The 18,622-nt window shown below is 48.2% G+C and carries 18 protein-coding genes; 13 read left to right on the top strand and 5 right to left on the bottom strand.

Annotated elements, in window-relative coordinates:
- Window positions 1-116 precede the first annotated feature (116 nt).
- Both msrAB and pncB read left to right on the top strand, forming a co-directional pair.
- On the top strand, window positions 117-1,919 hold the full coding sequence (gene msrAB, locus JIE71_RS06875; protein WP_228284577.1) for a bifunctional peptide-methionine (S)-S-oxide reductase MsrA/peptide-methionine (R)-S-oxide reductase MsrB: 1,803 nt from the start codon (window positions 117-119) through the stop codon (window positions 1,917-1,919).
- Between the two features lie 264 nt (window positions 1,920-2,183).
- On the top strand, window positions 2,184-3,401 hold the full coding sequence (gene pncB / locus JIE71_RS06870) for a nicotinate phosphoribosyltransferase (RefSeq protein WP_199507998.1): 1,218 nt from the start codon (window positions 2,184-2,186) through the stop codon (window positions 3,399-3,401).
- 89 nt (window positions 3,402-3,490) lie between these two features.
- Here the strand turns inward: pncB and xseB are convergent, their stop codons facing one another.
- From xseB to JIE71_RS06855, 3 genes are all read right to left on the bottom strand, one after another.
- Window positions 3,491-3,757, bottom strand: a complete 267-nt coding sequence (xseB, locus tag JIE71_RS06865; RefSeq protein ID WP_199507997.1) for an exodeoxyribonuclease VII small subunit — start codon at window positions 3,755-3,757, stop codon at window positions 3,491-3,493.
- A 71-nt stretch (window positions 3,758-3,828) separates the two neighbouring features.
- Window positions 3,829-5,385 (bottom strand): exodeoxyribonuclease VII large subunit, encoded by a 1,557-nt coding sequence (xseA, locus tag JIE71_RS06860; RefSeq protein ID WP_199507996.1) that lies wholly within the window; start codon window positions 5,383-5,385, stop codon window positions 3,829-3,831.
- 213 nt (window positions 5,386-5,598) lie between these two features.
- Window positions 5,599-5,979: a hypothetical protein gene (locus JIE71_RS06855; RefSeq protein WP_199508022.1), complete on the bottom strand. Its 381-nt coding sequence runs from the start codon at window positions 5,977-5,979 to the stop codon at window positions 5,599-5,601.
- A gap of 301 nt (window positions 5,980-6,280) precedes the next feature.
- Between JIE71_RS06855 and JIE71_RS06850 the strand changes: the two genes are divergently transcribed.
- From JIE71_RS06850 to purF, 11 genes are all read left to right on the top strand, one after another.
- Complete coding sequence (locus JIE71_RS06850) at window positions 6,281-6,925, top strand: alpha/beta hydrolase (RefSeq protein WP_199507995.1); 645 nt, start codon at window positions 6,281-6,283, stop codon at window positions 6,923-6,925.
- A gap of 113 nt (window positions 6,926-7,038) precedes the next feature.
- Window positions 7,039-8,136 (top strand): cell division protein ZapE, encoded by a 1,098-nt coding sequence (gene zapE / locus JIE71_RS06845; RefSeq protein ID WP_199507994.1) that lies wholly within the window; start codon window positions 7,039-7,041, stop codon window positions 8,134-8,136.
- A gap of 201 nt (window positions 8,137-8,337) precedes the next feature.
- Window positions 8,338-8,958: a nitroreductase family protein gene (locus tag JIE71_RS06840; protein ID WP_199507993.1), complete on the top strand. Its 621-nt coding sequence runs from the start codon at window positions 8,338-8,340 to the stop codon at window positions 8,956-8,958.
- Between the two features lie 96 nt (window positions 8,959-9,054).
- Window positions 9,055-10,362, top strand: a complete 1,308-nt coding sequence (locus tag JIE71_RS06835; protein ID WP_199507992.1) for an NAD(P)H-dependent glycerol-3-phosphate dehydrogenase — start codon at window positions 9,055-9,057, stop codon at window positions 10,360-10,362.
- Between the two features lie 127 nt (window positions 10,363-10,489).
- Complete coding sequence (gene sixA / locus JIE71_RS06830) at window positions 10,490-10,951, top strand: phosphohistidine phosphatase SixA (RefSeq protein ID WP_199507991.1); 462 nt, start codon at window positions 10,490-10,492, stop codon at window positions 10,949-10,951.
- 117 nt (window positions 10,952-11,068) lie between these two features.
- On the top strand, window positions 11,069-12,280 hold the full coding sequence (gspL, locus tag JIE71_RS06825) for a type II secretion system protein GspL (RefSeq protein ID WP_199508021.1): 1,212 nt from the start codon (window positions 11,069-11,071) through the stop codon (window positions 12,278-12,280).
- Window positions 12,277-12,822 (top strand): type II secretion system protein GspM, encoded by a 546-nt coding sequence (gene gspM, locus JIE71_RS06820; RefSeq protein WP_199507990.1) that lies wholly within the window; start codon window positions 12,277-12,279, stop codon window positions 12,820-12,822. The genes gspL and gspM overlap by 4 nt, the downstream gene beginning before the upstream one ends.
- A 321-nt stretch (window positions 12,823-13,143) precedes the next feature.
- On the top strand, window positions 13,144-13,545 hold the full coding sequence (locus tag JIE71_RS06815; protein WP_199507989.1) for a DUF4870 family protein: 402 nt from the start codon (window positions 13,144-13,146) through the stop codon (window positions 13,543-13,545).
- A 177-nt stretch (window positions 13,546-13,722) separates the two neighbouring features.
- The gene (locus JIE71_RS06810) at window positions 13,723-14,757 is read left to right on the top strand and encodes a quinone-dependent dihydroorotate dehydrogenase (protein ID WP_199507988.1); all 1,035 of its coding nucleotides are present in this window, start codon (window positions 13,723-13,725) and stop codon (window positions 14,755-14,757) included.
- A gap of 100 nt (window positions 14,758-14,857) precedes the next feature.
- Complete coding sequence (locus tag JIE71_RS06805) at window positions 14,858-15,355, top strand: CvpA family protein (RefSeq protein WP_199507987.1); 498 nt, start codon at window positions 14,858-14,860, stop codon at window positions 15,353-15,355.
- A gap of 161 nt (window positions 15,356-15,516) precedes the next feature.
- Window positions 15,517-17,052, top strand: a complete 1,536-nt coding sequence (gene purF / locus JIE71_RS06800; protein WP_199507986.1) for an amidophosphoribosyltransferase — start codon at window positions 15,517-15,519, stop codon at window positions 17,050-17,052.
- Between the two features lie 74 nt (window positions 17,053-17,126).
- Here purF and JIE71_RS06795 read toward each other — a convergent pair whose 3' ends face one another.
- Together JIE71_RS06795 and JIE71_RS06790 are read right to left on the bottom strand one after the other, a co-directional pair.
- Complete coding sequence (locus JIE71_RS06795) at window positions 17,127-17,480, bottom strand: AzlD domain-containing protein (RefSeq protein WP_199507985.1); 354 nt, start codon at window positions 17,478-17,480, stop codon at window positions 17,127-17,129.
- Window positions 17,470-18,111, bottom strand: a complete 642-nt coding sequence (locus JIE71_RS06790; protein ID WP_199508020.1) for an AzlC family ABC transporter permease — start codon at window positions 18,109-18,111, stop codon at window positions 17,470-17,472. Before JIE71_RS06790 ends, JIE71_RS06795 begins: the two co-directional genes overlap by 11 nt.
- Window positions 18,112-18,622: the final 511 nt, after the last annotated feature.

Below are 18,622 nucleotides of genomic sequence, written 5' to 3'. Positions count from 1 at the left end.
TTAATAAACAATAAAGTATGATAATAGACGAGTTTAGCCAATGGCTATGTTGTCTAAGTTATCAGGATTTTAGACCACAAAGCGTGCAATTGGGCTTTTATAGAATAAGGTAGCTTATGCCAAATCATTTTAACAACCATTCGAACAATGCTTCTGGTATGTCCATGTTGCCTTTTAAAAACAAGATGCAACATGGGCGTGCACGGAAGTGGTTGTCTGCTTGTGTGCTCTCTAGCGCAGGTCTACTGATTGGTTGTCAGCCCAGCGAATCGGCCAGTCGAGTCAATACTACCGACAATAGCGGTGTGACCCGTTCTCGTGATATGTTGCCGTCTGACACCTTGCTGCGCCTCCAAGCGTTGCCTCAGTTGACCGCAGGCTTGGGCGACTCAGGAAAAGCAATCATCGATGAGGACAAGCCGACGCTGGTTAAGTTTTGGGCGAACTGGTGTCCCCTGTGTTTGGGTACGCTGGAGGAGGCGGAGCGCTGGCGCACTGATCCACGCTTTGCTAATGTCAACTTGGTAACGGTTGCAAGCCCTGGACATTTAAATGAGAAAAACACGGCCGAATTTACAACATGGTATAGCGGCGTACAAAAAGATTTTCCGAAGCTGCCAGTACTCATTGATGATACAGGCACACTGATTAAGCAGCTGGGCGTGCAAGTGTATCCGAGCTGGGCAATTTTGGATAAGCAAGGCAATTTGGTGCATTTGGTCAAAGGCAATCTCACGTCTGAGCAAGCCTATGCCTTGGCAGACAATGCCAGCAATGACTTTGCTGATTTAAAATCGGGCAAAGCCAAGCCAGAGAGTACACCGACCAATAGTGAAGTCAAAGAAATCAAGAAAAAAGGCGATGTCTATTATAATGCCAACGGCAAACCTATCAATACGCGCACCATTTACTTGGCGGGTGGCTGTTTTTGGGGGGTTGAAGCGTACATGGAGCGCGTGGCGGGTGTGGTCGATGCGGTCTCTGGTTATGCCAACGGCAATCCCAAAATTAAAGACCCAAGCTACGAGCAAGTGATCGATGGTTCAGGGCATGCAGAGACAGTCAAGGTGACTTATGATGCCGACAAGATTGATCTTGAGACGGTACTTGATTACTATTTTCGTGTGATTGATCCTACCAGTTTGAACAAACAAGGCAATGATCGCGGGGTACAGTATCGTACAGGTATTTATTACACTGATGCGGCGGATAAGGAGATTATTGATCAGGTTATTGCCAACAAACAGCAAGATTACAAAGAAAAAATCGTCGTTGAAGAGCAGCCGTTGGATAATTTTTACTTAGCGGAGATGTATCATCAAGACTATTTGGCTAAGAACCCCAATGGTTATTGTCATATTGATTTAAGCCTCGCTGATGACAAGCTGGGTGACGATAAACAGCCCCGTACGCTTGCGCCCGCAACGAGCATTACTGATACGCTAAAGGCTTCGCGCTACGCCAATTACAATAAAAACGCCTTAAAAGAAACGCTAACCGAAGCGCAGTACGACATCACGCAAAAGTCAGGCACAGAGCGCGCCTTTAGTCATGAGTATGATCATCTGTTTGCGCCAGGCATTTATGTTGATGTGGTCAGTGGCGAGCCGCTATTTTTGTCCACCGATAAATACGACTCAGGCTGCGGTTGGCCAAGCTTTACCAAGCCAATCGACCCGCAGGTGATTACTGAGCACAAAGACACCACCTTTAATATGACGCGTATCGAAGTGCGCTCACGGGTTGCCGATTCGCACTTGGGGCATGTGTTTAATGATGGGCCAAAAGACCGTGGCGGGCTGCGCTACTGCATTAATGGTGGGGCGCTACAGTTTATTCCTGTTTCTAGAATGTCGCAGACGGGTTATGCGCCGCTGATTCCTTTGATTAAAACAGACAGAAGCAGTACCAGTATGTAAGGCGTCCCAAAGCATCGCATCTTACCGATATTTGTTGTTATCAAAAAAGACAGCCACAGCGCTGTCTTTTTTTGTGGGCGCATAAGTGGTTAGTAAAGCTGCGTGACGTTTTGTACCGCTAGTGGGGAAAGCCTGCAAAACACAACAAACTTCGTTATACTAAACGCCTTGTGCTGGCTGGTCGTTTGCTTGGATTGGAGTTTGTGAACCAAAGACGCCCATACTCTCGTATTGATTTTTATTCTTGTGCTTTAAGGCTTTGGCATGACCATTACTCACGAACCTATCATTACCTCACTATTAGACAATGACTTGTACAAATTTACGATGCTACAGGCCATGTTGCACCAGTTTCCGCAGACGCATAGCGTCTACCGCTTCCGTTGCCGTAATAATAAAGAGACCGCTTATCCACTTGCAAATATTAAAGAGTCCTTAGAGCATCAGTTAGATAGCCTGTGCCAGCTGCGCTTTTTGCCTGATGAGCTGGAGTATTTGCGCCATCTGCGTTTTATTCGCTCTGATTTTGTGGATTACTTAGAGCTGTTTCAGCTCAAACGCCGTTTCATTACCGTCAGTATCGATAGCAAATCACGCCTTTGCATTGATATTGAAGGACCAATGATTCAGGCGATGTTTTTTGAAGTGTTCGTTTTGGCGATTGTCAATGAATTGTATTATAACGCTCTGACCACACCAGACGTCTTGGCAGAAGGTCAGCGCCGCCTTGACAGTAAAGCCGCGCAGCTAAAACATTATGCGCAGATTCAGCGTGACGATGTGCCGCCATTTATTGTGGCAGATTTTGGCACGCGTCGCCGTTTTAGTAAAAGCTGGCAAGCGCATGTGGTCGATACCTTACGTGAAGCATCGCCCAGTATCTTTGGTGGTACGTCCAATGTGTTATTGGCCAAAACATTAAACATGACGCCGATTGGCACGATGGCACATGAATTTATGCAGGCGTTTCAGGCGCTTGATGTGCGTCTGCGCAACTCGCAAACAGCCGCGCTTGAGGCGTGGGTGCGTGAGTATCGGGGTGATTTGGGCATTGCGCTCACAGATGTGGTGGGTATGGATGCGTTTTTACGCGATTTTGACCTTTATTTTGCCAAGCTCTTTGATGGTTTGCGCCATGACAGTGGCGACCCGTATGTGTGGGGCGATAAGGCGATTGCTCATTATGAGCAGCTAAAAATTGACCCAAAAACCAAGATTTTGACCTTTAGTGATGGCTTGGATTTAACCAAAGCGTGGCAGCTGCATCAATACTTTAAAGAGCGCATTCGCACGAGCTTTGGCATCGGTACCAATCTAACCAATGACATGGGGTTAACACAAATCAATATCGTGCTCAAATTGGTAGAATGTAATGGACAGCCAGTGGCAAAAATTTCTGACAGCCCAGGCAAAACCATGATTACCAATGACACCTATTTGGCGTATTTGCGTCAAGTGTTTGAGATTGATACGCCTGATTGAGAGGTTTGGTAACGACAGTCGTATAAACACCGCGAAGACAAAAAGGGCGCTTTATTGCTATAAAGCGCCTTTTTTTATTTAAAAATGCACTAGCTGTTTTGGCTGGCTGGCGTTTCATGGTCATGCACACTTGCATCTTGTTCAGCAAAGGCGGCGTCCAATGCCTCTTGTACCGCATTGATACGCGCTTCGCACACGCGGTAAGCAGCGATGGATTCTTCGACTGTGGTCATGAGATTATCAATATCAGGCGTATCTTGCTGCTGTAGCTCAGTGGCGTTACGCTGCAATATCTCATAGGCAGCCTTAAAGTTTTTTGGTGCGGCCTTTTTGCGTCTTTTTGGGGTGGTGCTCATACGATTTCCTTAAGTAAAGCAAAGTAAAAGGGTTTATAGACTGCTGTGGTCACTAAGCTGAGTGACCATTGTTAGCACTGCGTAATGTTTTGCGTATTCGTAAATGTGGGGTGTGTTACCTGTTCTGTCGTTTCACTTGTCGCCTCGGTTGCCGTCACGCGGGCATCAATGCGTCCGTTTTTGACGGTGATGCTAATAGTATCGCCCGTGCTTACCGCATCAATGCTACTGATATAGCGCGCCTCACTCTGTACGAGGGCGTAGCCTTGTTGCAATAAACGGGTTGGCTGCTGCACCATAATAATATCGCGCAGATGGCGACTGCTGGCATGGGCGCTGGCAAGCTGCTGATAGGCATATCCGCTAATACGCTGCTGGGTATCATGGACGTGCTGGCGGGTGCGGCGTAATTGCTGCTGACTTTGGTCGTGGATGCTCTGGTAGTGATTGCTTGAGGCCGTACGCGCACGTTTTAGCTGCTGGCGAGCGCTATGTTCGGTGGTTTGCCATGCGTATTGACAGTCTTTTTTGGCGGCGGTTAATGCGCCTTTGGTATTCGCTTGAATATTAGCAAGCGTACTGGTAGTGTGCTGGCGAGCGCTGGATAACTGCTGCTGCGCTGCTTGCCAAATGCGCGCTTGGTATTGTACGGTTTGATTGATAAGGGTCGATAAGTGAGTAATAATCGCGGCGATCACTTTTGATGGGGTATCAAAGCTGGTGTGCGCAACCTCATCGAGCATCACGCGGTCGCGCTCGTGCCCGATACCGACCCATACAGGCATCGGCAGTTCAGCGACCAACGCAGCAAGCTCATAATCGTTCAGATAAGCCAAATCGCCGACCGCGCCGCCACCACGAATGATGACCAGCAAATCAGGGGCGCGCTCATAAGTCGTGGCAAACTGCTGCTGCGCACTCACGATGGCTTGGCGTATCTCGGCGGGCGCATGATTGCCCTGAAACGTGGCGTGATGATAGTGAAACTGACACGCGCCATGTCGCATCAGTCTGTCCGCATCGGCGCGAAAGTCGCCCAAACCTGCCGCTTTTTCAGGGGCGATGACCAACACATGCTCAATATCAAAGGGCGCGGGCAGGGCTTTATTGCGCTCAAGCAAGCCTTCACCTGACAAGCGTTCAAAAATCGCCGCATACTGCTGCGCCAAATCGCCAAGCGTGTAGCTGGGGTCAATGTCTTCGATGTTTAAAGAAAAGCCATATTGCGGATGAAAGCGCGCTGACACCTTTAACAATACCGTTAAGTCTCGCGCCAAGGTCATACCCGCGCCGCGCTCAAACTTCTGTAATACACGCGGGGCAAGTGAGCGCCACAGTGTGCCACGGCAGCTGGCGACCACTTTACCTGCATCGTCCTTTTCTGCCAGCTCAAAGTAGTAATGTCCGCCCTTGCTCGATAAGTTACGAATCTCTGCCTTGACCCATACGCGGTGGTCAAAGGTCTGGCTGATGACCATATCGACCGCCGAGAGATAGTCGCTTAAGCGCAGTACCGTATCCTCAAGCGCATGATCCATCGCCGACAGCTCGCCTTCAAGCGTGGACATATCGGGCGCATCATGTTGTACTTTTGCTTCGGACAGACGGCTCAAATTGGGTTTTCGCATAGGGCTGGGTCTTTATTGATTAATAAAAAGCATAAGATAGCACAGCTACTCGCAAACGGCAGCCATTGGCGCACAATCCCTACCAAAACCAACATCAAAACAAAATGAAAAAGCGTAGCCCAATTGCTTTGACTTTTCAAATTGCCAAAAAAATACCGCGGCTTAATGTATAAGCGGCGGTATTGTTGTTAGTATTTAAATAACGTAACGAAATCACTGGCAACGGAAGCTGACAGTATATTCATAATCATCATCACGCGACAGCTGCGGCGAGCCTGTCCCAAAGATACTGCCAACCACCGCACCGACTTGTCCGACCACACGCCCTGCACGCTCATCCAACAGACCGTTGTATTTGACTTCATCATCAAGCACGATAACTTGACGTGAGCCGCAGGTTTTCTTAGCACTCTCTAACGCATTTTCTTGAGCGCGTACTTTGGTTGAGGCGATGCCTGTGGTTTCATAAGTCGAGTTGGCGCGCTGAATGACAGGTGATGAAGGCGTACTTTGACAGGCACTTAAAAATAATGCCCCCGTCAAAATGCTGGTGCTGGCAAGAAGCTTGTTCCCTAAGCGAGGCATTGTAATCATTGTCATAATGCAGTCCTAAATAATCGGTAAACAGAATAACTGGTAAAAAGATGATTTACTGTAGCGTATGCCCATTTGCAACGTCTACAGCGTTATTGTGTGCGCTGTTACAACAATGTTGCGAGTGTTTATCAGCAGCTTGATGGCTATAAAAGTGCTAAAACGCGAATGAAAGAAATAAGGGAGTGGGTGACAAAGGGCTTGGCATCTAACAAAACCCAAGCAATACACAGCAAATGACTTGAAATATAAACCATATCTAGGATAATTGGTCTATCCATTTTTAACAGATACCATACTTATGCCTTTAATTCCTGCCCCAGAGGGCGTACTCGAAGTCGATGCCCTTTGGCAAAATGACAATCCCAATGACCCTGCAACCGATACAGTCGCCTTGTTGTGTCATCCAAACCCGCTATTTGCAGGCACGATGAATAATAAAGTCGTGACTACTATGTACCGCTTTGCCCGTGACAACGGCATGCACGTGGTGCGTTTTAATTTCCGCGGGGTGGGGCAATCGACTGGCGAGCACGACTATGCCAATGGTGAAATCATTGATGCCATGACCGTGTTACAATGGATTGCAGGACAGACGAACGCGCGCAAATTGTGGCTCGGCGGCTTTTCGTTCGGCGGCTATGTGACCGCGCGGGTTGCAGAGCAGATGATTACCGTACCGCACATTTGGGGCTTAGATGATTTTGAGCTACAGCGTGTGGCGCTGATTGCCCCATCGATTGAAAAGAACAGCACCGATGACTTGACACTGCCGACGGCTGATACGTTCCAGATTTATGGCGATGCCGATAAAATCATTGAGCCTGACAATATGCGTGACTTTGCCGAGCGTATGGGTATTGATACTACAGTTATTGAAGGCGCAGGGCACTTTTTTCATGGACGCTTGCCTGAGTTAAAGCAGTTATTGGAGAAACACAGCTAGAAAAACACAGCGCCTAGTTTAAAAAGGTTTTAGCGCTCGACTCTTATTTCTGTCTTGAGCGCGCAACCTTGATATATTTTAATTCAATCCCTTGATTAACAATGAGTCACTGTATGAAACAATCCCCTTTGCAGCGTTATGAAGCCGCCATTGCGACCGATGAATTTAGCCGTGACGAGCAGCAATATCAAGCGATGGCCTATCTTGATAAGGTTTATCATGAGCTGCAACAAAACGCGCAGCAAAAAAAGGGATTTTTTAGCTTTTTAAAAGCCAAGCCGCAAGCGCCAAAGGGGTTATATATGTGGGGCGGGGTCGGCCGTGGTAAAACATGGATGATGGACATGTTTTACAACTCACTCGATATTGAGCGCAAGACGCGTCAGCATTTTCACCATTTTATGAAACGCGTGCATCACGAGCTTAATAAACTACAAGGACAAAGCGACCCCTTAGAAAAAGTTGCGGATATTATCCATCATGAAGCGGTGGTGATTTGTTTTGATGAGTTTTTTGTCTCTAACGTTTCAGATGCGATGATTTTGGGCGACCTCTTTACCATGCTCTTTGAGCGCGGCGTAACCTTGGTGGCGACTTCCAATATCGAGCCTGCGGGACTGTACAAAGATGGTCTGCATCGTGACCGCTTTTTGCCTGCGATTAAAGAGGTTGAGGCGCATACCACGGTGATGAATATTGATTCGGGCATTGATTATCGCTTGCGCGTGCTGCAACAAGCCGAGCTGTACAAATACCCGCTGACCAAAGAAAATCACCACTGGCTTGCCAATCGCTTTGCTACCTTAACCAACAATCTGACCATCAGCCGCGAGCCGATTGTGATTAATGGGCGAGAGATTAAAATCAATGCGCGCACCGAGACCATTTTATTTTGTGAGTTTCGTCATTTGTGTATGGATGCTCGCTCAGCAGCGGACTTTATTGAGATTGCGCATTGCTATAGCACCGTGTTGGTAGACAATGTGCCTGCGCTGAATGATGATATGCGCGACCCGACACGGCGTTTTATTTATTTGGTTGATGAGTTTTATGACCGCAAGGTAAAGCTGTTGGTGCGTGCAGAGCAGTCCATCCTTGAGCTGTATCAAGGCGAAAAACTTGCCTTTGAGATTGAGCGTACGCGCTCGCGTCTGCTAGAGATGCAATCGGAAGAGTATCTAAAAATGCCACATCACTTAGATGAAGCCTAGGGCATGTCTTCAATTCAAACGCTTACGGCTAAATGGGCTAAAAATGGCTAAATCTTTGGCAAACGGTGTCAAATAGCTAGTCAATATCTCGATATTGCCGGCGCTATTTTCCTTGTTTGCCTTTGATTTATCGCATTTTTATCACCATTTTTAAAATGAAGACACGCCCTAAATCACGCAGACAATAAAAAGGATATTATAATGAGCCAAGATGATACCCAAGCACTAAATATCAATGCAAAAGTAACCGACGAGCAGGTCATCAACTGGATTAAGTCCAGACGCAGTATTGGCAATCTTAATATTCCTGCGCCCAATCACGCACAGATTGCGGCTGCCATTGAATGCGCGGCCACCGCGCCCGATCACAAAAAATTGCAGCCTTGGCGCTTTATTGTGACGACAGGCAATGCGCGTCACCGCTTGGGGGATGCGCTACTTACTGCAGCCCAAGACAAAGCCAATGCCGAAGGTCGCGAACTATCGGACAAAGAACGTACCAAAACCCAAAATATGCCACTACGTGCGCCCGTTATTATTACTGTAGTGACACACATGCAAGAGCACGAAAAAGTACCACCGTTTGAGCAGCTGCTTAGCGCAGGCGCGGCAGTACAGAATTTAATTTTGGCACTCAAAGCACAAGGTTTTAGCACCGTATGGCGCACTGGTTTGTTATGTAATGAACCAGCGGTAAAAGCCTATTTTGGTGTTGGCGAGCAGGACTACGTGACGGCCTTTGTCTATACTGGCAGCAGCGTATGCGATATGCCCACACGTGGCGATATTGACATCAGTGCGCTCACACGTTTTGAGTCGTAAGTCTGCCTAAAATAGACCTGATTTAAATGGGCAGTGACATCATCGCCAAAGCGAATTTACATTATTATTAACAGCATATAATACGGATATATCAACATGACCAGCTCAAAAAAGGCCAATAAAGAGCCAGCCGATACCCCAAAAAGTACCAGTGCAGTGCGAAAGTTTAAAGCCGCGACCAAGGCAAATACGGACAAGCAAAACGGACTGCTGGCAGGTATCATCGGTCGTGCAGCAAAAACGGCACGACCACGCCGTAAGCTGGATCCAAGTACGGTCGAAGTTGATGTTGAAAAAAACATGCCACAACTGCCAAAAGACCCCACCAAACTGCGCCTTGCGGTATTGGGCGGCGGTAGTTTTGGGACAGCAATGGCCAACCTTGCTGCCCGTAATGGCTGCGATACCACACTATGGGTGCGTAACAAGCGCACGGTCAAATCCATGGCAAAGCTCAATATGAACAAAAAGTATTTACCGGGACATAAGCTCGATGAGCGCCTAAAATACAGTCATGACCTTGAGACAGCAGTCAAGGATAAGGACATTATCTTTTTGGCTGTGCCCAGCATGGCATTTCGCCAAACCCTCAAAAACATCAAGCCCTTTATCACAGGTCAAGCCTTGGTATCACTGACCAAAGGTATGGAAAAAGACACCTTTGCCTTGATGAGTGACATCATCCGCGAAGAGTTGCCTGAGGTAAATTTTGGCGTGATGTCAGGCCCTAATCTTGCGGTTGAGATTATGCAAAACATGCCGTCTGCGACTGTGATTGCCAGTGATTCTGAGCTACTCCGTCATGCGGTACAAGCCGCCTTGCACAGTGCCTTTTTCCGCGTCTTTGCCAGTGACGACATTCGCGGTGTGGAGCTGGGCGGCGCGCTAAAAAATATCTATGCCATCGCGATGGGCATGGCGGCGGCGTACGATGTGGGCGAGAATACCAAAGCGATGCTGCTCACGCGTGCCTTGGCAGAGATGAGCCGCTTTGGCGTTGAGACGGGCGCGAATCCATTGACGTTCTTGGGCTTATCAGGCGTGGGTGATTTATACGCCACCTGTGGTTCAGAGCTAAGCCGCAACTACCGCATTGGCAATATGCTTGGGCGCGGCATGAGCATTGACGCAGCCATTAAAAAGTTAGGGCAGACCGCTGAGGGCGTTAACACCATTCAGCAAGTCCATGAGAAGGCGAGCAAAGAGGGCATCTATATGCCCATCACGCACGCGCTGTATGCTGTGATTTATGAAGATAAAGGGGCGCTCGGTGTGGCGCTCAACTTAATGGAAGCGGGCTTTCGCAGCGATGTAGAATTTGTTATGCCGCACGACCACAGCAACGCCGATTTGCGCGCGCAGATGCAAGCGGCGCAAGAAGATAAAACCGTAGATAAAAAATAAGACAAGCGCGTAAAAGAAAGACGACACACGCCTGTCATACCGTGCTTGTATCGTTAGGTGCATAATAGTCAGGCGCGTATAAGCGTGGATGTGTCATTATATTTATTGCCAAGGTGTGGAGCAGTATATGAAAATTATCTTAATGCGTCATGGACAGGCAGAGAGCTACGCGAATGTCGATAGTGACAGCGCGCGTAAACTGACCGATTCCGGGCAAGCACAAGCGCTTGAAACGGCGAGTTATCTTGCCGAGCATTATCAGGCGGATATGCTGGTGGTCAGTCCATATCTACGCGCTCAGCAAACTGCCGCACAGGTTAATCGCTACTTTAATGCGCTAAGTCCTGTCACCCAAGACAACATCACGCCCGAAGACGATGCGCGCGAGGCGTTAAAGACATTGGGCGAACATGAAAGCGACTGTATGATTGTGGTCTGTCACATGTCGATTGTCGCGCACATTGCTGCGCTATTAACAGGTGATTATCCTGAGTCGTTTGCTTTGGCAGAGGCGCGCGTGTTTGAGACAGAATTTGTGATGATGGGTATGGCAACCGAGATTGACCGCTTTGTGCCCAAGCAGCCGTAACCATAAAATCCGTATCGCGATAAATATTGATCGTACAAAACAAGTGTTAATAAAAAACGCTAAGCCATACAGCGCATGTGCCGCACACAATAGACGATGACATAAGGACGATATTTGGTGTTACAAGTTTGGTTACGTGCGCAGCACAGCCCGCTACTCGTATGGCATATCGAGGATAAGGCATGGCATACGGTTGAAAACTGGCAAGCGCTGTACGACATCTACGGCGCACATGGACAAAAGGATGTCTGCCTGTATTTTCCCTCAGCGCACGCTTTGCATGTCAGTAGCGCATTAGACGCCGCACAGCTCAAGCAATTGGGCATAAGTGGTCAGCAATATCTGTTTGAAGAGCTGTCGATTACGCCGCCAACAGAACTGGTGGTGCGCCGCAGTGCTTTGGGCGTTGATACCTTGCAGCATCTGTACGCCATTGCCAGTCATGATATTGCCGCGTGGCAGCAGGCGTTGGCATTGGTCGGTATGACGCTGCATGCGCTGCTGCCTGATTTTGTCTTATTGCCTATGCCTGAAGTCAATAACGGTACAGCAATCATGCTGTATCAAGATACGGACAGCACCCTTTTTCGGCAGTCGTTGGCCGTCGGTGGCGCGCTCGGCTATGTGCCGCTGATGCTCGAAGCGATGCCGCTATTACAGACGGTCGCGCTGCTGCCAAACAGCGACAGTACGGTACGTGATGATGCGGTATTGCAAGACTTACAGCAGCTGCCCATTAATATCGAAGCGTATGATCACACGCCAGCGCCCATCACTGCGCCTGAACGTCATGCGCTGAATTTTTTTGCGAAAGAAACCAGCTCAGCACTGTCCCCTTATATTAAAGTTGCCCTGATGGTTGCGCTCGCGGCTTTGGTGCTGCAAATGGCGACCAATGCGGCTCAAATCTACCGCTACCAGCAAGCGACCGAAGCGACCAAAGAAGCCACCATTGCCCAATATCAAGCGTGGTTTCCTAACGAGCGTCTGAATCCAAAAACCAAACTGCAAGCCCAAGTGCAGCCCAAATTGCGCCAAGATACAGCGACCCAGTCGGCGCATATGGCGCTATTAGCACGCATCTCGCCTGTGTTAAAACAATCGCCTGTAACCGCGCAAACGCTGAACGTGCAGCCTGCTACCATTCAAATGCAGCTGCTGGCGCCCAATCGCCAAAGCCTTGATGACTTGGTGACGACGCTTGGCACGCAAGGCATCAACGCGCAGCTACAGCAGGTCAATAGCACTGAGACGGGCACAGTTAATGGTAATGTACAAATTATGGTAGACAGCGCGGATGCCACAGCAAATAACGGGAGCGGGGCATGAAGCGACTATCGCGCCGTGTAAGCGGCGATGTGGGCACAAGTAAAGTAAACGCCATTATTGTACCCATTCAGCAGACACGCCAGCAGTTGTTCGAACGCTGGCAAGCCTTGCCGCCGCGTGACCGATGGGCGCTTGTTATTTTGGGGCTGTTTTTGCTCTTTGTGGGGGGTGGCTATGGCGGCTATAGCTTGCATCAAGCTGCTAAAGACAGCAAAGAAGACTACCAAGAAGCGGTGGCGGATTATTTTTGGTTACGCGCTCAAGCCGACCAAATCGACCCGCAAACTGCCGTTCAAGACGATACTGCGGCGGTCGATGCTGCCAGTCAGGTGACGGCTCTACTCAGCCAATCGGGTATCAGTAGCCCGCAAGTGCTGGCAGTGGGCGATGGCGTGCAAATCAGCTTTAGCCAACCAAGCCAAGCGCAGGTCAGTAGCGCCTTGGTTACTCTCCAAGCCAAAGGCTGGCAGTTTAGCCAGCTGCTGATACAACAAGACCCCAACACCAAAATAATGCAAGTACAAGCGACACTTAATAAGTAGCGGTTGACAAACAACTGTTGAGATAAGATTTTAAATCCATAATACAGTCAATACTTAATAAAAAAGAGTCTTTATAATAAGTGCGTTCGATTTAACGGCGTTTTTCTGGCTTGCTGTGACTACGTCTTTCGATGCTACAAAAAATACCCTTAAATCTCGCTGCAGCCTTTCTACAATGAATCCACTCTACTTGGTAAATAATGATGAAAATTAAAGACAAAATGAATAGCCTGCTTATCGCTGCTTGACAGTCATCACTTGAAAACCGTTGCGCGCGCGCCCATAACAGTCACAAAACCAATAACAATATGAGCGTGTCTAATGACTGAACAAAAATACCGCGGGCTGGTAACCTATAACCACATTACCTACTTTTTATACATTATTAGCTATTTTACGGCGGGGCTGTTGTGGATTGTGCCCATTGTCATGAACTATGTGAAGCGCAACGATGCCAAAGGCACGTGGCTGGCGACCCATTTTGATTGGCAAATTAAGACTTTTTGGTACAGTATCTTGATGTTTATTGCAGGTATCTGGTGTATTGCCTCTTCAGTGGGCGGTATAGGCATCGGCATGATGGCAGATATGGGTGATATCGTCCAAGGCTCGGGCATCTTATTGGTTTTTGGCTTACTTATCATGGGTTTTTCGATTATTTGGCACTTGTACCGCATCATTCGTGGCTGGATTGCGCTGGCGGATAGCCGTCCTGTGCCATAATGGCAACCGTAACGTCACGATGAAAAGTATCGCTGGCATCAAAGATAGGGCAGAAGGTCGCTTTTGCCCGTTTTGCTGGCGAGAAGCCAATGAATCTTTGGTTTTCTGCCAGTGAAGCTGATATAATCGCAGCGCTTTGTCTCTCTCCCGCTATTATTATTAAGGTTGTCTCCCACTATGTCCTACGCCTTACTTCGCCCATTTTTATTTCAAATGGAGCCTGAGCAGGCTCATGATATGACCCTGTCATTGTTAGATAAGGCACATCGCGCGCATGCGCTGGGACTGATGTACGGACAGCCGATGCAGCCGACCGATTGTATGGGTTTGCAATTTGCCAATCCTGTGGGACTGGCAGCGGGACTGGATAAAAATGGCGACTATATTGATGCTTTAGCTGAGCTTGGTTTTGGCTTTATTGAAGTAGGCACCGTGACACCAAAGCCGCAAGCGGGCAATGACAAGCCGCGCCTGTTTCGCCTAAAGCAAGCGGATGCGATTATCAACCGTATGGGCTTTAACAACCACGGCGTTGATTATTTGATTGATAATGTCAAGCGCTGCAAATACAAAGGCAATATCGGTATCAATATCGGCAAAAATGCGGTAACCCCTGTTGAGCAAGCAGCAGATGATTATGTCTATTGCCTAGAGCGCGTCTATCCGCATGCCTCGTATATTACGGTGAATATCTCCTCACCAAACACCAAAAACTTACGCGATTTACAAAGTGGCGAAGCATTAACGGCACTATTAAGCACCATTAAAAACCGCCACAGCCAGTTGGCAACTAAATACGGCTTTTATGTGCCGCTTGTATTGAAAGTCGCGCCTGATCTTGAGCCAGAGCAGATTGATTATATCGCTCAGCAGTTGCTTGATTTTGAGATTGATGGCTTGATTGCGACCAATACCACGCTTAAGCGTACTGGCGTTGAAGACTTGCCTGATGGCGATCAAGCGGGCGGCTTGTCAGGGCGTCCTGTCAGCCACAGTAGCACCCAGATTTTACGTCAGTTTTCTGAGCAGCTTGAAGACAAGGTGACTTTGATTGGCGTGGGCGGTATCGATAGCGGCGAAAAAGCGGTTAAGAAAATAAAAGCAGGCGCGGACTTGGTACAGCTGTATACAGGCCTGATTTATCGCGGGCCAGGTTTGGTGCAGTCATGTGTCCAAGCGATTGGCGGCTATTATGACGCGATAGACGAATAAAGTATCTGTATCTAGGGCGTGTCCCCATTTAGTCATAAACGCTTGAATTAGGGACACGCCCTAGTAGGTATACGAAGGATAAGGACAAAGGGCGGTAACTATGAGCGGCTTAGATATCATGATTGCAGTGGTGGTGCTCATCGGATTGTGGCGCGGTTTTCAAGCAGGCTTGATTAAAACTGCCGTCGGTCTGTTTGGCTGGTTTATCGCACTCATTGCAGGTACGCAGCTGGCGAGTAGTGTTGCCCCTGCGATGGCGGGCTTTACCGAATCGCCTGCACTGCAATTGTCGCTTGCGTTTATTGCCGTTGCGGTCGTTGTACTGATAGCGATGCATTTGGCAGCGGCCTTATCTTCAGGCGTTATGAAAACACTGCGTTTGGGTATCCTTGATAAAATGGCAGGCGGCGTATTTGGTGCTGCTAAGAATACCTTGATTATCTTGGTCATCATGAGCGCGGGTGCGCCATTATTATTACAGATGCCGCAGTGGCAGAATTCTGTGATTGCGCCTGAGCTGTTGCCGTATGCACCAATGGCAAAAAGCTTAGCCGCCGATATGTTCGGCGCAGCGTGGGCGCAAATGAATGCCTCTTAATTATATTCGTTATATAAGAATACTGTCTGTGCGTCCGAGGCTGGGCGCGCAAGGGTTGTCCTTCGCTGTTATGGGCGAAGTAGTCAAATAAAGCAGCGTCAATCCTTGTACGCTGCTTTATTCTCGTAATACTAATGTATGGTCTAAAATAGGACATAGCTATGTGTGGAGTCGTTGGGGTTGCAGCTCATGAGCCAGTCAACCAAATTCTTTATGATGCCTTAACCATGTTACAGCATCGCGGTCAAGATGCGGCAGGCATTGTGACACTACAAGACGGTCGCTTGTATCTGCGTAAAGAAAACGGCATGGTGCGTGATGTGTTTATGACTCGTCACATGCTACGATTGGTCGGTAAGTTTGGTATCGGCCATGTGCGTTATCCTACTGCGGGCACCTCAAGCAGTGCTGAAGCGCAGCCTTTTTATGTCAACTCACCGTATGGCATTACCTTGGCACACAATGGTAACTTGACCAATGCTGAAAGCTTGGCAAAATCTTTGTACCAAGAAGACCGCCGTCACCTAAACACCGATTCAGATTCAGAAGTGCTGCTCAACGTGCTTGCGCATGAGATGCAAAACCTGAACAAAACCCACCCAACGGCTGCTGATATCTTTGAAGCGGTATCATCGGTTTATCAGCGTGTCGAGGGCGCTTATGGCGTGGTTGCATTGATTACAGGCCATGGCTTGCTTGCATTCCGTGATCCAAACGGCATCCGCCCGCTGATCTTTGGTAAGCGCATGTCAGAAAATGGCGGCACCGAATATATGGTAGCCTCTGAATCAGTCGCTTTGACAGGTTCAGGCTTTAGCATCGTGCGTGATGTTAAACCAGGTGAAGCCATCTTTATTGATCTGAACCACAACTTGCACACGCATCAGTGCGTGGAAGCAAAAGAATACACGCCATGTATTTTTGAATATGTGTATTTTGCGCGTCCAGACTCTATTATTGACAACATCTCAGTGTACAAAGCCCGTCTGCGCATGGGTGAGACCTTGGCACAAAAGATTTTGCGTGAATGGGGCGAAGATCACGACATCGACGTGGTGATTCCGATTCCAGACACCTCACGCACCTCAGCGATGGAGCTGGCGCTTAAGATGAACGTTAAATACCGTGAAGGGTTTATGAAAAACCGCTACATCGGTCGTACCTTTATCATGCCAGGGCAACAGCAGCGCAAAAAGTCAGTACGCCAAAAGCTCAGTGCCGTACCGTTAGAGTTCAAAGGCAAAAACGTCTTGCTCGTTGATGATTCTATCGTTCGTGGTACCACGTGCCATGAAATCATCCAAATGGCACGCGATGCAGGCGCGAAAAAAGTATTCTTCGCCAGCGCGTCACCACCAGTCAAATATCCAAACGTCTATGGCATCGATATGCCAGCGCGTACCGAGCTGATTGCCTCAGGTCACAGCGTGGAAGAAGTGCGTGATATCATCGGTGCGGATCGCTTGATTTTCCAAGACCTTGACGACATGATTGATGCGGTTAAAGACACCAAGCACAGCCGCGTAGAAGGCTTTGATTGTGCGGTATTTAATGGCTGCTATATCACAGGTCAGATCAACCAAGCGTACTTGGACTACCTACAAGAACGCCGTAGCGAAACCGCCAAAACAGGCAAAAAAGGCGTACAAGTCGTCGCCGATACCCCTGTAGATATGACGGGCGTTGACGCGTTTTAAGCCGTTATTGTACTTATAATAGAAAAGCTGAATCCTAAGGGGTTCAGCTTTTTTTATGGATGTTAATCAGCCTTTTATAACACGTTTGCAAACAGCCAAATAAAGCCATTAATTGCGGCAATACCCGCAACCATGCTGACCAGCAGCTGACGGCTGACATGATAAATCGCCAGTACCACAGCCAACGCGCCGATTTGTGACAGTAACAACTGAGTATCTTCAGCAGATGCCCGCACATCAGATAGCGTTGGAATTGCCAAACTGCCCAAAATGAGCAGCACCAATACGGACAGAGGCAAGCTCTCATTGAGTCGGTGCAGCCACGGCTTATCAAGTAAGGACTTAGGCAGTAATGCAGGTGAAGCGCGGGTCACAAAGGTCACTGCTGCCATGGCGAGTGTCGCAAAAATCAGATAACTACTGGTCATGATGACCCCCTTGTATCTCAGGCTGCACCATACCGCGCGCCAAAATCAATAACAGACAAATCCCAATGGCGAGAAGTAATACCCAATGCTCGGTCAATAGTGATGCGATGACAAAGGCGAATGCTGCAATCACTATCGGAAAATAGCGCTGAATATTGGCAAACTGCTCATACGCTAAAATGGCAAACAAACACAGTAAAGCAAAGTCTAAGTGCGGTATCAGCTCGCCCAATGCACCGCCGATACTGCTACCGATGAGCGTTGCGAGCACCCACCACATATGATTATAAAAACTAATCGGCACAAACAGCTGCTCACGCTCAGCGTGTGGTAGGCTGGTTAATACCGAAAAGGTCTCATCGGTCAAGGCAAATAGACAATATGTACGTGGCAGGCGCGCCTTGGGTAGCGCACTCATCAACGGCATGGCATAAAAAATATGACGCAAATTAATCGCCGCGATATTGGTTGCGATACTGCCAATCGGCATCCCCGCCGTGAGCATCGGTAAACACGCATACTGCGCTGCGCCTGCGTACAGCACTACACTCAGCATCATACTTGCCCATAAAGGGACACCTGCCACCTGTGCCAATACGCCAAAAGCAATACCTGCGGGTAGATAGCCCATGGCGACAGGCACGCTTTTTTTGAGTCCTGCTGCCCAGCGTTGCCGCGGCGAGTAGGTGACGGATGAGGCGCAAGTGGTCACAAAAATCTCCTTATAGACAGTATAAAATTTGACGAAGTAATTTTAACAATATGAATTAGGATAAAAATAAAATGAGCACATGTTTTATTTTATCGTATGCGCTAGCGTCACGGACAGGCGCAAAAACGCTGTAAATCAGTATAAATAAAGCTTACCAGCTCAATGATTAACAAAGCTGGCAACATATTTCTATGATAGGCATTTAAAACTAAATACAATAATATTGTATATACGAATATAGAGCGACACAAATATCGATCTACCCATCGTTATAATAGGGCGTGTTGAACATTCGACCATGGCACTGACAGCGACTATTTTTTAGACGATTCGAGGTTAAAAATAATAAGTTTAGTCACTCTAAGCGCTTATTTTTAACGATGAAGCGGCAAAAAAGAGTCCTGTCCCTGCGGGCTGATGCTAAAATTGC

It is taken from the genome of Psychrobacter sp. bablab_jr014 (genome assembly GCF_016464015.1).
Lineage (GTDB): Bacteria > Pseudomonadota > Gammaproteobacteria > Pseudomonadales > Moraxellaceae > Psychrobacter.
This window is presented reverse-complemented; position numbering and strand designations above follow the sequence as displayed.

Excerpts from the sequence above, each read along its gene's own strand:
- JIE71_RS06835 (WP_199507992.1), top strand. The coding sequence starts at position 9,055 with ATGACCAGCTCAAAAAAGGCCAATAAAGAGCCAGCCGATACCCCAAAA.
- purF (WP_199507986.1), top strand. The coding sequence starts at position 15,517 with ATGTGTGGAGTCGTTGGGGTTGCAGCTCATGAGCCAGTCAACCAAATT.
- JIE71_RS06810 (WP_199507988.1), top strand. The coding sequence starts at position 13,723 with ATGTCCTACGCCTTACTTCGCCCATTTTTATTTCAAATGGAGCCTGAG.
- JIE71_RS06790 (WP_199508020.1), bottom strand. The coding sequence starts at position 18,111 with ATGGGCTATCTACCCGCAGGTATTGCTTTTGGCGTATTGGCACAGGTG.
- JIE71_RS06850 (WP_199507995.1), top strand. The coding sequence starts at position 6,281 with ATGCCTTTAATTCCTGCCCCAGAGGGCGTACTCGAAGTCGATGCCCTT.
- JIE71_RS06795 (WP_199507985.1), bottom strand. The coding sequence starts at position 17,480 with ATGACCAGTAGTTATCTGATTTTTGCGACACTCGCCATGGCAGCAGTG.
- JIE71_RS06840 (WP_199507993.1), top strand. The coding sequence starts at position 8,338 with ATGAGCCAAGATGATACCCAAGCACTAAATATCAATGCAAAAGTAACC.
- JIE71_RS06815 (WP_199507989.1), top strand. The coding sequence starts at position 13,144 with ATGACTGAACAAAAATACCGCGGGCTGGTAACCTATAACCACATTACC.
- xseA (WP_199507996.1), bottom strand. The coding sequence starts at position 5,385 with ATGCGAAAACCCAATTTGAGCCGTCTGTCCGAAGCAAAAGTACAACAT.
- zapE (WP_199507994.1), top strand. The coding sequence starts at position 7,039 with ATGAAACAATCCCCTTTGCAGCGTTATGAAGCCGCCATTGCGACCGAT.
- sixA (WP_199507991.1), top strand. The coding sequence starts at position 10,490 with ATGAAAATTATCTTAATGCGTCATGGACAGGCAGAGAGCTACGCGAAT.
- pncB (WP_199507998.1), top strand. The coding sequence starts at position 2,184 with ATGACCATTACTCACGAACCTATCATTACCTCACTATTAGACAATGAC.
- msrAB (WP_228284577.1), top strand. The coding sequence starts at position 117 with ATGCCAAATCATTTTAACAACCATTCGAACAATGCTTCTGGTATGTCC.
- JIE71_RS06855 (WP_199508022.1), bottom strand. The coding sequence starts at position 5,979 with ATGATTACAATGCCTCGCTTAGGGAACAAGCTTCTTGCCAGCACCAGC.
- xseB (WP_199507997.1), bottom strand. The coding sequence starts at position 3,757 with ATGAGCACCACCCCAAAAAGACGCAAAAAGGCCGCACCAAAAAACTTT.
- gspM (WP_199507990.1), top strand. The coding sequence starts at position 12,277 with ATGAAGCGACTATCGCGCCGTGTAAGCGGCGATGTGGGCACAAGTAAA.
- JIE71_RS06805 (WP_199507987.1), top strand. The coding sequence starts at position 14,858 with ATGAGCGGCTTAGATATCATGATTGCAGTGGTGGTGCTCATCGGATTG.